Genomic DNA, 16054 nt, shown 5'->3' with positions numbered 1-16054 from the left:
TCTCTCGCAGCTCGCGGCTCAAAGCTCACAGCTAATTTTCAAACTATGCATCATATCACTACTCTAACAGTCGCAGGCTTTTTCTTTTTGCTTGCTGCATGTTCCTCCCGGGCTTCAAAGACTTCTGCGGAGCGTGTTAATGAATTTTTTATTGCCCAGGTAGATTCACTGAATTATACCATCGGGTGGTTTGCTGATCATGGTGACTCGACTTCGGTGGAGAAACTTCGAAAGTCTTTTACGAAGGCACGAAGTCATTACAAAAAAATAGAATCGCTTATCGTGTTTTATTTTCCGGAGGAGAATGAGCGCATCAACGGGCCGGCTCTTCAGCGGGCAGAAGAATATGATGATAAAGTTATTCTACCGACAGGTTTCCAGGTGATCGAAGAAGAATTGTATGCTGACACCGTTCAGCGAGAAGCGTTACAACAACACGTGCTGGCGCTGAAAGCTATTCTGAATAATCTGAAATATACTGTTCGCAGCAATTCATTAAGTGATGCCAATGTATTTGAAGCGATACGACTGGAAGTACTCACAATGATGAGTCTCGGTATTTCCGGTTTTGATTCACCGATCTCTTTTCAATCTATACCGGAAGCAAAGTCAAGTCTGCAGGGGATTGAAACTATACTGGCTTGTTATGAACCGGCTGATGAATCTGCGCAGAAGCTGCATTCTGTTTTTAGCGGAGCGTATCAATACCTCACGCAGCATACGGACTTTAATGCTTTTGATCGCGCTACATTTATCCGGAAGTATCTTAATCCGTTATCCGAAACACTTTATATATATCAGCAGGAGTTGAAGATTCCTAATAACCGGTGGGTGAGTGCTATGAAAATGGATAGACCTACATTCTTCAGTAAAGATCTGTTTGATACTGACTTCTTTTCACCCGCTTATAACCGTGATCTCAAACCGGAAGCTGCAGTGTTAGGAAAAATGTTATTCTTTGATCCGGTGCTGTCAGGCAATCATACACGCTCGTGTGCATCCTGTCATTCACCGGCAAAAGCATTTTCCGATGGACAAACACGAAGCATGGCTTTCGATTCACATCAGCATGTTTTGCGTAATGCACCTACACTCGTCAATTCCGTATACCAGAAGTCTCAATTCTGGGATCAGCGTGTTCATTTTATAGAAGACCAGGTAACGGCTGTTGTAACCAATCCGCAGGAGATGCATGGTGATATGGATGCATCGGCAAAATTGATCGCGGCCAATAAAGAATATGCAGCTTTGTTTAAGAAAGCATTCGGAGAATCTGTTGTTATCAATCAACGCAGTATACAAACTTCACTCGCAGCCTATATCCGTACATTATCGGGGTTGAATGCACGCTTCGATCAGTATATGCGTGGTGAAGGCGCGATGCTTACAGAAGATGAACTCGCGGGTTTCAATCTCTTTATGGGTAAAGGTAAATGTGCCACCTGTCACTTTATGCCGTTGTTCAATGGCTCAGTGCCACCACAATATTTTGAAACAGAATCGGAAGTACTTGGTGTTCCTGCGAAAGCGGATACCATCAACGCGAATATTGATAGCGATGCCGGTAAGTTAAATACCTATAACCGCGCATTGCATAAGTTTGCTTTTAAAACACCAACGCTTCGTAATGCAGCACTCACAGCGCCCTATATGCACAACGGTGTTTATAAAACGCTGGAAGAAGTGATTGATTTTTATAATCGGGGAGGAGGTGCGGGTATCGGAGCCGTTGTGCCGAATCAAACTTTGCCCGCTGATAAACTTAATCTCACGCGTAAAGAACAGCAGCAGATCATCGCATTCATCCATACATTAACCGATACAACAGGCATGACGCGTATACCGGCAGCGTTACCTGCGTATAGCACTGAATAAACGCAAAGCATCAGGCAAAAACTAGTTAAGAAGCGTCACGAATGGAATGCAAGGAAGCATGATTCACGATGCTTTGGACACCTGTATGTTAAATTCTCGTTTCTATATTCTATTTTTGCCGACATGTTGCGTCCCGATTTTGATGACATCTATATGGAGCTGGCAGTAAATCTTGCCAAGCGTTCGCATTGTATCAAGCGCCAGGTAGGTGCCGTGCTTGCGAAAGACACCCGCATTATCTCCATTGGTTACAACGGTCCGCCTGCCGGTACGCATAACTGCGATGAAGAATGGCCTGACGTGGGGTGCCCGCGTGACTCAAAAGGTGGTTGTTCATTAGCCTTGCATGCCGAGCAGAATGCAATTCTTTATGCTGTAAAGAACAAGACATCCGTAGAAGGTGCTACATTGTATATAACGCTTTCGCCTTGCCTGGCTTGTTCGCGCATCATCTACTCGATGGGTATCAGTAAAGTTATTTACCTCAATTCATACGCAGAGTACAAGGGCATTGCTTCCGATGAGGGAGTGGATTTCCTTCGGAGGTTTGGGGTAGAGGTGGAGAAGTTTAACAAGCAGCTAACGAATGTAACGCATATGATATAAGCGCGTTGCTACTGTATCTTCAATGCTTTCTCCAGATCTCCAATCAGTTTAACCGTAATACCTTTTGTCTTCTTGGCTTTCTCGGCATTGAATATGGTTAGTGCGCGGCCGAGTGCTTCATATAGTCCGGAAGGATTTTTATCATGACGGTAACTTCCCAGGCACCATTCCAAATCAGATTGAAGTTGAGGATCGATACCGAGTGACTGAAGTTTCTTCAACGCTTCATCACTGGCTGTTTCAATGTCGTATGAAGCAGTTGAGTTCGTCTTTGCTTTTGGAGCGGCCGCTTTTGCCGGAGCTTTTGTTGCTGTTTTTGCAGGTGCTTTTGCCATAATGGTATTGTTGTTTGTTGTGATTTTCGATTTAACAAGAGAAAGTTACGAGTGATGTTTACGCAAGACAAGCATCATGTGGATAAAATTTACGCAACCGAGTGTGAGAAAACGAAAAAATAGCGCGTGCACAGCGATTGATGTTGTGTTTGAGTTTCGTGTTTGTAACGCGCATAGTTCGCTTCATGGTATGTGTTCATGATTGTTTTAGCGTACTATACCATACTAAATAACAATGCCGTGATCGTGCTGCGTATGTTATACAACCCTACGCCTGCGCGCGATCCATGATCCTGTAACGATGAACGATGTATAGCCGCGCGTATGTTGGAGACGTTTCGAATGAGCGATGAGATCGTCAGATCAATTTACTGATGTTCAATCCTGATTACTTAAAGCACCGGTTTAACATGCTACAGGCATGAATTATATTCTCAGCATGACATCAGTGGTGCTCCTTCGGAAAAACAATGTGGATAACTCTGCGGTAAATGAGAAACAGGTGAGCGATGATGGTATATAGCAAGCTATAATTACTATGAAAAGCGAATGTAGCGGTGTATAAAAAACGAAAGGGAAGTAAATCCAATTTACTTCCCTTCGCAAAGTTTCTTAGGTCAAACCTAATTACTTCTTCTTCTTAGCAGCTTTTTTAGCAGTCTTTTTTGCAGACTTCTTTGCCGCTTTCTTCGCTGATTTTGCCATAGCGTTTTTAATTTTATGTTTAAACTATACGAAAAGTAGTAACAAAAAATTTATCTGCAAAAATTTTTCGTAAAAAATTTTTCGAAGCAATAATTTTTACCGAGTGATGTAGTGATGTGATGTCATCATCAACACATGTTGATGTGATGATTGATGTAGTGAACGGAGTAAATATTACATCATCAATGCTCATATAACATTTACTTCGGGATGTAGTGTGATGTTGAATTTATCTCGAACACTTGCCTGAATATTCATTGCTAACTCCCATATCTTTTCTCCTTCACCACCTCCGTAATTCACTAATACAAGTGCCTGCAGTTGATGTACACCAATGTTGTTGAAGCGTTTTCCTTTCCATCCACACTGTTCTATCAACCATGCTGCCGGTACTTTTATCATATCGCCTGCAGGATAACTTGGAATAGTTGGATATGTTTTCTTCAAAGCTTCAAATGTATCGGCATGTACTGTCGGATTCTTGAAGAAGCTTCCGGCATTACCGATCACAGCAGGATCTGGTAATTTACTTCTGCGAATGTGGATAACAGAATCACTCACTGCGCGTACAGAAGGTACATCGTGTCCAAGTGCTATCATCGTATCGTGTACAGCACCATAGCTGCAATTGAAGTGATGATCTTTTGTTGTAAGTCTCAACGTAACTCCGGTGATGATAAACTTATCTTTCGCTTCCTGTTTAAAAATACTTTCACGATAACCGAAGCGACATTCAGCATTGGAAAATGTTTTGATGTTGCCCGTGCTGATCTCTACCGCTTCCACTTCTTCAATCACATCTTTGATCTCCACACCATACGCGCCAATGTTTTGCATCGGTGCAGCACCCATGGTGCCGGGTATAAGCGAAAGATTTTCAACACCGCCCCAGTTATTTTCAACGCAATACATCACGAGTTCATGCCAGTTTTCACCTGCACCAACTTTTAATACTACATGCGCGTCATGTTTGTGGATAACTTTTTTTCCGGTGATCGCGATGCGCGCTACCAGACCATCAAAGTTTTTCGTCAGCAGTATATTACTGCCGCCACCGAGCAACAACACGCGTTGTTTTTGAAAAACACCCGATGCAATGAGTGCCTGCGCTTCTTCAACGGAGTGGATGGTGGTAAATTCTTTTGCTGTTGCCTCCAATCCAAATGTATTGAACGATGCAAGGCTTATGTTTTTCTGAATGGTCATGCGTTATGAAGTATGAGGTTCGTTGAAGAAAAGTTTGTTCCCGAAAGGATCGGTCACCGTCATCGTTAAAGAATTCCACGGTGCTTCCTCAAGTCCGGGCCTGTTATAGACGTAATTCTTATCGATGAGTTGCTGATGATACGCGCGAAGACCGCTATAGCGAATCAACGCTTTACTGCCCGGTGTACAATCTCCATGATGTTCGGTGAGGTGAAGTACTATACCATCGCGTGATATTTGCATATAGCGCGGAGCACCGGGTTCGAAGGTATGCTCCCAGTCTATAGAAAAACCAAGCCATTGAATGTAGAATTCAATGGCTTTGGTATAATCAAATATTCTGAAAATGGGAATCACTTGTGATTGCATGAGCAATCTTACACACTACTTCACGTTCGATGCAACTTCTTCCTTCGAAAGTTTAAAGATACAGAGTCGCGCGAAGCGTCCGGCCAGGTAAGTTGTACCGACTACAGCAATGCCTCCGTCTTCGGTGTTGATGAGGTTTCCGATCGTAAACGGATTGGAGAAGCCCAGGTATTTACTGCCGATGAATGCACCGGTTGCTTCATCGTAGAAATATAGTCCGATCTGTCTCGTCTCCGTATCCGCAGCATAGATCAATACATTTTTCTGATTTATGGTGGAGCGCAGGATCTTTACTTTCGTTTCCGAGATCAGCTCGGGTATAGTAAGTCCTCCGAGTTGTGTGCTGGGAATATTCTGACTTGTTGCAACGATGGTTGTACTGGGTAAGAAGTAGTTTTCACCAAAGTTGAATCGTGCTGCTGCATATTTGCTCGAGCTTAACGGAACCAGGGCACTAAAACCTCCGTCATCATTTTGTCCGGCCGTAATGCCGATCGGATCATCACTCGTCATGTTGGTAAAGATCAATGAGAATGAATAATCATAGAACCCGTTGAAGTAATAGACACCTGGTGAAACTACACCAACATCAAACGGAAATTGTTTCCCTTGCTTGAGAAAATGTTCGCTCAAAGGTTTCTCACTGTCATCACCATCACCAAATGTAAATCCTTTATCACGGATTGTACCGCCATCCACACCGATCTGTGCAATGATCGTTTGCTTTGAATCGGTGTTAACACTTAGAAGTAAGAAACCATTTTCGAGTGGTGCAGATGCGGCCGGATTGGTATAGGCTACATCGGCAATTGAAAAATTATCGAGAGTCTCATCGAATGATGCCAGTTTCGCATCGGTATTGTTCATGCAAAAGAAGTAATACTTGTCTGCAATCTTGCTGAGTCGCCCGACAGGATTATTAAGTGTATCGGCTTTAATAAACTTTACAAAGTTACCATACTTATCAGCCTTCAGCAGATATACTCCGGTGAGTTGTGTATCGGGTAATTCACTTTCTGCCAGCACCACATAACCACCATCGGTAGTTTGCTGCATGTCGATGGGATAAAAACCATCGGTGAACTGGTTGCTGTCAAATATAGACGTGAAGTTTTTTGTTTCGGTAACCGGATTGGAATCTTCTCCGCAGGCAAAAACAAAAAGTGCTGTCGATAAAATATAGAGTGAGGTTCGTATTGTTTTAAGCATAGGAGAGGATCATTTTCGGTTTAATGATTTGAAACCACTTTCGAGGAAGCGCAGCGGGAACAGACAACCCAGGGATATATTGATGTTGTCCATATCAAGGTCATCCATAGCATCGCCTACACCTGCTAGACGATCGTTGCTATACCGGTTCTCGGCCGAAACGATGTTACTCATGCCGTGTTTATACTGCACATCGAAGTTTAACCGGACATTGTTGCCTAAATTATAGTATAGACCTGCGCCACCAAGTACACCCCAGTATTTTTTTGCAAACAGATCGCGTGCGCCTACGGTTATCGGTTCATCTTCAAATTGATTTTGTCCACCGGATGCCTGATCTATTCCGGATACAGTAACTTCTTTGGTAGCTCCAATACGGAATGCCTGAAATATACCGATCTGCAAATACGGACGAAGCCTGGTCGTGGCCATGAATTCATATTTCACTACAAGCGGAATGAGGAGGTGATCAACTTTCTGTTCCTGCTTGTAATTCAACTCTACGTTGTTGTTGCTTCCCTCGGCACCATCTGTCCAGCGATACTGGTTGGTATAGGCAAAGCGACTGTGTTGAAATGTAGGTTGCAGACTGAAGGTAAATTGTTTGAAGTAGAACGTTGCTTCCATCGTTATGTGACTTCCTACCAGGCTGAAGTTGTCGTACTTCTTGCCGCTTTCGGATGCATCGTAGTTGGTTGGCGAAAGAACGGAAAATGTAGTGGTAGGATCTACTTTAGTGAGTGTAACACCACCACGTATACCGAGCCACCATTGTTTCTCCAGAAACTTCTCGTTCTCTTTATTTTGTTTGTTATAGGCTGCCGGCGATTTTTTCTTTTTGCTGCTTTGCGCCAATGCTCCATTGGCCGCCAGCAGTAAGCAGAGCAGCATAAGGTATAGGTTTTTCATAAGGGAGGGTTGGTAAACGTCTATTTCACAATGATCAGTTTCTTGGCTTCTTTGTAAAATCCTGTCTTCAATTCGTAAATATAGTTTCCGGCCGGCAATCCGGTAAGATCGGTTTCAACTTTATACTCACCCGGATTATATACCCCGTCTACTATGGCTTTCACTTTTTTACCATCGTTGGTAAACAGATTTATAGTTACCTGGTAAGCACTGTTCACTTTGAAGTGTACGGTAGTTTTATCTTTTGCCGGGTTCGGATAGCAATCTTCCAATGAGAAACGATCGCCTATAAATCCTTCGTTGCCGGTAATCACCTGTTGTGCGAGTGGCAGTTGTTCGAATACAGTTCCATCAGATGTACCAGTGGTCATCAAGCCTTTGCTGGCATCATTGGCATCGCGCGCGTCCGGGAATATTTTATTAAGACGTGTATCATCCACCTGCATCCAGTCGCGCATGATGTTCGCATATACATTTCGGTAATCGTATTGCATCGCGAGGTTGTTACCGGAGTCATTCGTCTTGAATGCTTCACCAAGTACACCAGGCTGTGCACCTTTACCGAAAATAAACATCGGACCAGCCGTGCCATGGTCAGTACCATAGCTTGCGTTGGAATTTACTCTTCGCGAGAATTCAGAAGTGGTAAGGGTTAATACGCGATCTTCCAATCCGCGTGCACGCAAATCATCCTGAAATGCTTTCATGCTGCTTGCCACGTGATACATTAACGCTGCGTGACCACCCATGGTAGGATCATATTTCTCTACCTGGTCTGCATGTGTATCGAAACCTCCGATCTTTACCAGGAATACTTTTGTTTTACAACCACCGGCTAACAAACGCGCTACGAGTTTTAACTGGTTGCGTAATCCGTTGGTAATACTTCCCGAAGGAGCGTTGTACGGATATTTCTCCGGGTAATTTATCGTAGTGGCAGAACTTTTACTCAATACCTCCTGCAGGCGCTTGGTATAGTCTTCTGTTTTATCTTCCAGGTCGAGTATCCATTTCAACTCTTTATAGTATGCGGAATCTTTCAGATACTCCGGAGGTATACCGCGCGGGTCCGTTGCCTGGTCTTCAAAGAATCCTTCAAGATCATCAAGGTTGTCCAATCCTTCCTCCGAGAGGGTAAAGGATGTAGGTATATTTCCTTCCTGGTGGAAGATGAGGGATACATCGCCACCAATTTCAATAGCGAGCGGATCGATCATTTCATTCTCCGGTACATTCGGATTCAAAAAGTCTTCCGGGTATTTATAGGGAGCGTATTCACCTTGCAGGTAACGGCCGATCCAGCCAGACTGCATATAGTCATCATACGATCCGCCCATGAAGGTTATATCTCTTCCACGAAAGTGAGAGCCGTTGTTATTCTTATACGACACACCCTGTACCACCGTCATGCGTCCCTGGTCATACAGGTGTTTCATCGCGATCATATCCGGGTGCAGACCGATCTGGTTGATCTCTGGTAAAGTACTGTCCAGCGGTATATATTTCCGCAGACTGTTCGCAGCCGGTATAGCTATGTTGGGGCGTTTATTATAGTAGTCACCGTATTGAGCTACGGGTATACAGCAGTTCAGTCCATCGTTACCTCCGTGCATCTGCAGAATTACCAGTACACGATCATTCGTGGCGGCAGCGGCCGCCATGCGTGTTAAAGGATTTTGTTGTCCCATTACCCGCATGGATATACCCTCGAGTGTAAAAGGTATACTCATGGCCAACGGAAGTTTCTTTAAAAAATCTCGTCTCGATTTATTCATATATAGCAGGATAGGAGGTTAAGCAAGTTGGTATTCGGGTGATTGCAGTAACGCGTTGAACAAGCGGTTAAGCCATTCACGCAATTCAGATAATTCAGTTCCCTGGTTCCAGGTAGTGGTCCAATAACCTTTCGGATCCATGTTCACATCGGTGAGGAAGCGATTAAGAAAATAATTCAGTCGCTTTACCGTGAGACTGGCATTGAATGTATCCGGATTATCATTCGGATCTATATACGCGAGGAAGTCGTGATGCGGCAGTAGATACGTGATGAGTGTTTTTACCAGCTCTTCTGAATTCGGTGCTACACCGGCAAAATTAGCGCGCACATAATCGTAGCTGTTTACATTGAAGAGCATCGTTCCCTGCGGATCGAGCAACGTGCGCACAAAGTCGTAACGCTTAGACAGTGAGTTGGTGGTAATCCAGAAGCGATGATAAATCGGATACTGGTGATAGGCTTCATATCCGGCAACATCATACGGGTTATAGAAATTCATACCCTGATCAACTATGTGACTAAGTATCTCACCTGTTGCCTCGTAGTATTGATCGGTTTGTGTAGCGAGGTCGGGTAATTGTATATTAAAGAATTTCAATGTTCCGATCACAAGATCAATGGGTGATTTGATCAATCCGCCAAATGCATCATCGGTTACACCTGCGGCTGCATCGTAGAAATGCTGACTGCGTAAGAGGTTCTCAATAACCGGTTGCATCTTGAATCCGCCATCGCGAAATGTTTTCGCCATCTCATCGATGATGTCGGCTTCGATGGGTAATGTCTCTGCGTTGGTATGCGGTGCCCAAACATAGAAGCGGTATAGCTTGCGACATATATTCTTCGCGGTCTCTTCCTGCTCGTATATCAGGTTAATGAGCTTGGTGATTTCATCCAATGCACTCTCGAGGGTTGGTACACCCGCTGGCATGGTTAACGGATCGGGTGTAATGGTATTATCCGGGTAGAGTGTGCTTACAAAGCGATTGCTGAATTTCTTTGGTTTGCTCGCATCGTTATCGTGAGCCGATGCATTGGCATTACTTCCCTTTACTTTACCACGTGGTAAATTTGTGTCGGGATCAATGTTTGAAAACTGATCATCAACGTCCCAGCCGGTTAATATACGTGCGGCTGTTTTTACATCTTCTTCGGTATATACTCCGTAGTCACCTTCTTCACCGGAAGTTGGCGGAGGTGCAGCTTCGAGTCCGCGACCTATACTATATAATTCCAGGAGTTCGCGTGCATAGTTTTCGTTAAAGCTTCCTTTTACATTGAGTCTGCCATCGAGTAATTCGAGCATGGCATTGTCAACGCTGGCTTTAACGGTTAGCATTTTGAAGTTTACATCTGTGTCAGCATTCAAAGCATCGAGTGCAAACTGTCGGAAGAGTTGATTCTGGAAATATAGGGCGCGCGTGTTGTTAACTTTTTCGGTACGCATGGTGAAGTGCGTATGTAAAAAGAGGACAATTTTTTCGCGTGCCGAATAAGACAGTGAGCTGTTCATCATCTGGCCGATGAACCAATTGAGCAGGTATTGCATCAAGTCGCCACCTTCACTGTTGGCACCCGTTATACCCGACACAACCCACTCGGTACCGGTTTTCGGATCGATGGGTAAAACGGGATCAGGTAGTGTTTGCCGGAAGAGTTGCGTAACGGCTTGTGCAGGCGTGAGTCCTGCAAAGGAATCGATTTGTTGCTTGGTAGCCCCGAAGGTTGCTCTGCGCAATAAATGCGCGGCTCGCTTTTGACCCAGGGTTCCTGCATATTCAGGTAATGGCATAGATAGTAGGGTGGTTTTCGTATCACTATATAGTGATGAATGCTATAAATTTATTTAAATGGGTGATAAAGTGCATTAGCTTCCGATAACTGAAACTATTTTACTACGGTCAAGAGTTACTTAAATCAGGTGAGGAGTTGATTTCTCCTCCTAAAATGGTAATCTTGGCACCAATCAGTGATGCCCTGCATCAGGTGCGTTGCACTGGTATACCATTCGATTATTATACTCGCATCTATTATGAAAATCATTGAATGTCCGCGCGATGCCATGCAAGGCCTGGAGCAGTTTATACCGACAGAACATAAGGTTCGCTATATCAATCAACTGTTAAAGGTAGGCTTTGATACGATAGACTTCGGCAGCTTTGTGTCACCGAAAGCGATACCGCAGATGCGCGATACTGCAGATGTACTGGCGCAACTCGATTGGAAAAAAAGTAAATCAAAATTATTGGCTATCGTGGCCAACACACGCGGAGCCGAAGATGCTGCACACTTCGAAGCGATAACGTATCTCGGTTTTCCGCTTTCTATATCGGAAACATTTCAACAGCGCAATACCAATAAATCTATAGCAGAAGCGCTTAGTACGCTGGATGAAATTCAAAACATCTGTGTACGGTCCAATAAAAAACTGGTAACCTATATCAGCATGGGTTTCGGTAATCCATACAATGATCCGTACGATGTGGAGGTAGTTGGTAAATTTGTAAACATACTCAACACGATGGGGTGCGAAATCATTTCGCTTGCTGATACCATTGGCGTGTCTACTCCGGAGAATATCAGTTACCTGTTCACATCATTGTCCAAACTATATCCGGCGCTGGAGTTGGGAGTACATCTACACTCCACGCCGGCAACAGCCTTGGAGAAAATTGAAGCTGCATACCGTGCCGGGTGTAAACGCTTTGATGGTGCTATACGCGGGTATGGTGGATGTCCCATGGCGAAAGACGACCTGGTGGGAAACCTGGCAACGGAGACAGTACTGTTTTTCCTGGGGCAACAGGGAACAAATACGGGGCTCGACAGCGATGCATTTGCCGGTGCGCTGCGACTGGCAGATGAAATTTTCCCAAAGCATTGAAAATATTACTTTGAGGGGCCGGGGCGGTAATAAACGGTTACTTTTGTTTAAATTAGATTATATGAAGAACCTGGTTATAACGGCTTGCTTTATTCTCCTTTCCGGAGCGGCCTTTGCGCAAAGTGCTAAAGAATATACACAGAAGGGGCGCGAGCTATACGAGAAGAACGAGTTCATGGAATCGCTTCTGAATGTAAACAAAGCTATAGAACTTGATCCTAATTACTCAGTTGCATACTACCTGCGTGGCAATATAAAAGATCGCTTTGATGATCGTCACGGTGCGATGAAAGACTATAACACGGCTATTGAAAAGAACGGTAAGTTTGCGGATGCATTCTTCGCGCGCGGCAATGTTAAAATGAAACTGCAGGATTACTACGGTGCTATTGCCGACTTCTCTTCTGCTATTGCTGTGAACGAAAATTATATCGAAGCATACTTCAACCGCGGAAAAGCAAAACAGTTTTTACAGGCGTATGAAGATGCGATCAACGATTGCTCCAAGATCATCCAGATCAATCCTAAAAATGTAGATGCATACTATATGCGCGGCATTCTTCGCATCGACTTCGGTGATGTAAAAAATGGTTGCCTCGACCTCAGCAAAGCCGGTGAACTCGGTGACCTGAAAGCCTACGAGGTAATCAAAGAAAAATGCAACCAGAAGACACAGGACAATGATGGAAGCTATTAGATGTGTTTAGGTGTTTACGTGTGTATGTGTTTAGGTTGAAAAAGCTGTGAGTAGCGCTTTGAGCGATGAGAACGTGATAGCGTATATAGTTGAACCTACACACGTACACACCTAAACACCTGAAAACGTACACACCTAAACACGTAACTTATATATTTTGCCGGGTAATGTTGAGATCATTCCTTTGAATTCCAAGCCGAGAAGGATGGAGGCGAGTTTGCTTACGGATAAACCGGAGCGCCAGCTGAGTTCATCGATCATTAATTGATAGTTGTTGGTTAACAGTGTTTGGAGTACGGTTTGTTCTTCGGGCTCGTACGAGGCTATATCTATAGTTTGTTTTTTCGGAACTGCTTCTTCGTGTGCTGTCCAGCCCATGATATATTCTAAATCTTTTACGGTGCTGATCAGGTGAGCTTTGTTTGCCTTGATCAGGTTGTTGCATCCTTCTGAAAAGCTTTGCCCTATATTTCCCGGAAACGCGAATACATCTTTGTTATAGCTGTTGGCAATCTCGGCTGTAATGAGTGCTCCTCCTTTTTCTGCGGCTTCTACTACAATGAGCGCATCGCATAGTCCTGCGATGATACGGTTGCGTGCCGGGAAGTTATGCGCATCCGGTTTGGTGCCGAATGGATTTTCACTGATCAGTCCTCCGTTCGTTAACATCTTGCGCGCAGTCTCTGCATGTATAGCGGGGTAAATTACATCAATGCCGCTGCCCATGACGCCAACCGTTGGAAGGTTGTGCTTCAGTGCCTGTTTGTGTGCCTGTATATCGATGCCATACGCGAGTCCGCTGATGATGGATGCCTGGTGAGCCACCAGGCTTTCCACGAGTTCTTCAACGCGGTGTTTACCATAGTCGGTTGATTTACGCGTGCCTACAATCGCTACTGATTTTGTATTCTCGAAGTTTACATTTCCTTTTACATACAGGAGCGAGGGCGCATCGTTGATGTGCTTTAATCTATAGGGGTAATCTTTATCAGTATAGAAGATGAGCTTTGTATTCTCCTTCTCAGCAATCTTCAGTTCACGCTCGGCACTTTTAAAGGGAAGTTCGTTCGCGATCGTATCGGCAGTAACTTTTCCAATGCCGGGTATCTTCAATAACTTTCCTTTGGGTGTCTTGAAAACTTTCTCTGCCGAGCCGCAATAGCTCACGAGTTGACGAACTGTATAATCTCCTATACCGGGAATGAAATGCAGCGCGAGAAGCGCCAGCCTGTTTTGATCCATAAAATAACTATCACACAACTTTGCTCAAAAATAAAAAGCCGATGTGAATATCATCGGCTTTTTAACAAAATCTATATTTCTTTTTTTAATGAAGCTTATCGCGCATCTCCAGGAGGAAACTTCGAACACGTCTCAATGAATCGAGCATTTCCATTTTATCTTTCACGGCTTGTGTATCGTTGCGTAACATATCTTTTGCACCCTGCAGGGTAAATCCTTTTTCCTTTACCAGGTGATAGATCGTTCTTACATTATCTATATCTTCTTTGGTAAACTGGCGATTACCTTTCCGGTTTTTTTTGGGTTTGATCAGATCAAACTCAGATTCCCAGAAGCGAATAAGGGAAGGGGCAACGTTGAACATCTCCGCTACTTCTCCAATGGAGAAGTAAAGTTTTTCTATTTCCTTTTCTTTATAAGCCATGTTACTGAGCAATATAAGTAATTAAACCATTATCATCAATGCGCACTTTCGATTCAGGGAGATCTTTTTTGGTAAGTTCCTGTATCTTTTTGATCACTTGTTTCTGCGGATCAATTTTCACGCCCGTGCCATAAGACTGATAGGTAGGCGTAATTTCCGCCTTGAAAAGTTTTCCGGTGCGGTCGGTATACACTTTCATGATCGGAGCCAGACCATTCACGCCTGTTACACTAATACCTCTATACGTACAGAAGTTACCCATGCTATACGCTATAAAACGATCTTTATATACATCTACTGCGCGGGTAACGTGCGGCCCGTGTCCGAAAATTATATCGGCTCCCGCATCAATCATCAGTCGGGAAAATTTATACACATCACCACGATTTTCTCCGTGAAAAAGTTCATTCGTGCGGGGTACATTCTGATACTGTGCACCTTCGGCTCCTCCGTGGAATGATACTATAATTATATCCACCAATGAGTCAAGATGTTTAACCAATGCTATAGCAGCGGCATGATCGTTCAGTTGAACACAGTTACTATTGGGAGCTACTGCGAGCAATCCGTACCTGATACTATCTTTTTCAAAGATCACGGTCTTCTGTTGCATTTGCCCGGCATGAAGAATACCGGCAACATCAAGTGTCTTCATACTGCTGGTGCGACCGGCATCACCAAAATCACCTGCGTGATTGTTCGCCAGGCTCATCATATCAAAACCAGCGCTGATCAGATTCTTTACATAGCGTGTTGGTGTTCTGAACACATAGCACACTTTCGGATCTTTACAATTCTTGGGTGTACCGCCTGCATCGAGTAGTGTACCTTCCAGGTTGCCAAAAGTTACATCGGCATTTCGAAGCACAGGTTCTACATCGCGCATCAGAAACGCTCCGTCATTCGGAGGCAGTTTATCTTCGGGGTAACTTGTACCCATCATAATATCACCAACACCAATAATGGTGAGCGTATCTTTTCTCACGAAGGCAACGGTGTCGCGTTTTGCTACCGTAATTGAGTCTTGAGGTGAAGTAACTGTGTCCTGTACCTGAGCTATTGCAAGAGTAGAAGCAAGGGATAAAATGGAAAGGAATAAAATACGCATCATCAACGATTTATAAAGTGCAAAGAAAAACAGTTTTCACAACCTCACAAAGCTTTATAAAGAGCTTCTTTCTGACATTCATCGAGTATATACCCCATTCCTTTTTATTTTTGCGGCATGAAAAAATTGAAGCGTAGAATGAGGGTGCTGAAGATCGTTATGTATAAGGAAACGCTTATCGATTTTAACGAGCACCTCTGGACTTTTGTTGGTTCGTTTGTAGGTATTGGATTAATCGGATACTTACAGAGCAGATCGTTTTCGGAGTTGGACAATCTTTTTCTGATCGGCTCATTCGGAGCATCTTCGGTGCTCATCTATGGTGTTATTCAATCACCGCTCGCGCAGCCGCGTAACCTGGTAGGAGGTCACCTCATCGCGGCATTTGTTGGGGTAACGATACGGTATCTTATACCGGAAGTATGGCTTGCCTGTGCGTTGGCTGTTTCCATCTCGATCGTGTTAATGCAGATAACCCGCACGTTGCATCCGCCCGGCGGTGCTACGGCACTCATTGCTATTATCGGTTCTCAGAAAATCAGAGACCTCGGGTATATGTACCTGGTGAGTCCGGTGCTTACCGGTGTTACGATCCTGTTGCTCGTTGCATTGTTCTTCAACAACATAACATCACACAGACGCTACCCGGTTAACAGGCATTGGTATAAAGTCTGGAGACGAAAGTATCTTTCGAAATAAAGCTATAGA

At 44.1% G+C, this 16054-nt stretch carries 15 protein-coding genes; 5 read left to right on the top strand and 10 right to left on the bottom strand.

Features of this window, described 5'->3' with window-relative positions; translation table 11 throughout:
- The first annotated feature begins 45 nt into the window (after nucleotides 1–45).
- A complete protein-coding gene (locus ACFQ21_RS02415; RefSeq protein WP_377574317.1) occupies nucleotides 46–1875 on the top strand; it encodes a cytochrome c peroxidase in 1830 nt (609 codons plus the stop codon).
- Between the two features lie 123 nt (nucleotides 1876–1998).
- Entirely contained in the window at nucleotides 1999–2481 is a 483-nt protein-coding gene (locus ACFQ21_RS02410) for a deoxycytidylate deaminase (protein WP_377574315.1), read from the top strand.
- Nucleotides 2482–2489: 8 nt separating this feature from the next.
- On the opposite strand, the gene ACFQ21_RS02405 is transcribed toward ACFQ21_RS02410, so the two are convergent.
- The 7 genes from ACFQ21_RS02405 to ACFQ21_RS02375 form a co-directional block, all read right to left on the bottom strand.
- Nucleotides 2490–2816, bottom strand: coding sequence for a hypothetical protein (locus ACFQ21_RS02405; protein WP_377574312.1), 327 nt, complete (start codon nucleotides 2814–2816; stop codon nucleotides 2490–2492).
- A gap of 894 nt (nucleotides 2817–3710) precedes the next feature.
- A complete protein-coding gene (gene murB / locus ACFQ21_RS02400) occupies nucleotides 3711–4727 on the bottom strand; it encodes a UDP-N-acetylmuramate dehydrogenase (RefSeq protein ID WP_377574310.1) in 1017 nt (338 codons plus the stop codon).
- A gap of 3 nt (nucleotides 4728–4730) precedes the next feature.
- Entirely contained in the window at nucleotides 4731–5096 is a 366-nt protein-coding gene (locus tag ACFQ21_RS02395; RefSeq protein WP_377574307.1) for a glyoxalase superfamily protein, read from the bottom strand.
- Nucleotides 5097–5111: 15 nt separating this feature from the next.
- The gene (locus ACFQ21_RS02390) at nucleotides 5112–6305 is read right to left on the bottom strand and encodes a hypothetical protein (RefSeq protein WP_377574304.1); all 1194 of its coding nucleotides are present in this window, start codon (nucleotides 6303–6305) and stop codon (nucleotides 5112–5114) included.
- A 9-nt stretch (nucleotides 6306–6314) separates the two neighbouring features.
- Nucleotides 6315–7196 carry an outer membrane beta-barrel protein gene (locus tag ACFQ21_RS02385; RefSeq protein ID WP_377574301.1) on the bottom strand — a complete coding sequence of 294 codons (882 nt, stop codon included), beginning with the start codon at nucleotides 7194–7196 and terminating at the stop codon, nucleotides 6315–6317.
- A gap of 38 nt (nucleotides 7197–7234) precedes the next feature.
- Nucleotides 7235–8989: a DUF1501 domain-containing protein gene (locus ACFQ21_RS02380; protein ID WP_377574298.1), complete on the bottom strand. Its 1755-nt coding sequence runs from the start codon at nucleotides 8987–8989 to the stop codon at nucleotides 7235–7237.
- An 18-nt stretch (nucleotides 8990–9007) separates the two neighbouring features.
- Entirely contained in the window at nucleotides 9008–10783 is a 1776-nt protein-coding gene (locus ACFQ21_RS02375; RefSeq protein ID WP_377574296.1) for a DUF1800 domain-containing protein, read from the bottom strand.
- Between the two features lie 240 nt (nucleotides 10784–11023).
- Between ACFQ21_RS02375 and ACFQ21_RS02370 the strand changes: the two genes are divergently transcribed.
- Together ACFQ21_RS02370 and ACFQ21_RS02365 are read left to right on the top strand one after the other, a co-directional pair.
- Nucleotides 11024–11875, top strand: a complete 852-nt coding sequence (locus ACFQ21_RS02370) for a hydroxymethylglutaryl-CoA lyase (RefSeq protein ID WP_377574293.1) — start codon at nucleotides 11024–11026, stop codon at nucleotides 11873–11875.
- Between the two features lie 61 nt (nucleotides 11876–11936).
- A complete protein-coding gene (locus tag ACFQ21_RS02365) occupies nucleotides 11937–12572 on the top strand; it encodes a tetratricopeptide repeat protein (protein ID WP_377574290.1) in 636 nt (211 codons plus the stop codon).
- Between the two features lie 135 nt (nucleotides 12573–12707).
- On the opposite strand, the gene dprA is transcribed toward ACFQ21_RS02365, so the two are convergent.
- The 3 genes from dprA to ACFQ21_RS02350 all read right to left on the bottom strand — a co-directional run bounded on the left by dprA (nucleotide 12708) and on the right by ACFQ21_RS02350 (nucleotide 15349).
- A complete protein-coding gene (gene dprA / locus ACFQ21_RS02360; protein ID WP_377574287.1) occupies nucleotides 12708–13814 on the bottom strand; it encodes a DNA-processing protein DprA in 1107 nt (368 codons plus the stop codon).
- An 85-nt stretch (nucleotides 13815–13899) separates the two neighbouring features.
- Nucleotides 13900–14238: a MerR family transcriptional regulator gene (locus tag ACFQ21_RS02355; RefSeq protein WP_377574284.1), complete on the bottom strand. Its 339-nt coding sequence runs from the start codon at nucleotides 14236–14238 to the stop codon at nucleotides 13900–13902.
- 1 nt (nucleotide 14239) lies between these two features.
- Nucleotides 14240–15349, bottom strand: a complete 1110-nt coding sequence (locus ACFQ21_RS02350; protein WP_377574281.1) for a CapA family protein — start codon at nucleotides 15347–15349, stop codon at nucleotides 14240–14242.
- 114 nt (nucleotides 15350–15463) lie between these two features.
- Here ACFQ21_RS02350 and ACFQ21_RS02345 point away from each other — a divergent pair, with 114 nt between their 5' ends.
- Complete coding sequence (locus tag ACFQ21_RS02345) at nucleotides 15464–16045, top strand: HPP family protein (protein WP_377574278.1); 582 nt, start codon at nucleotides 15464–15466, stop codon at nucleotides 16043–16045.
- Nucleotides 16046–16054 lie beyond the last annotated feature (9 nt).

The organism is Ohtaekwangia kribbensis, from assembly GCF_042676245.1.
GTDB classification, from domain to species: Bacteria; Bacteroidota; Bacteroidia; order Cytophagales; family Cyclobacteriaceae; genus Ohtaekwangia; species Ohtaekwangia kribbensis.
Note: the sequence above shows the minus strand (reverse complement) of the source record. Positions and strands in the feature narration are given on the sequence as shown.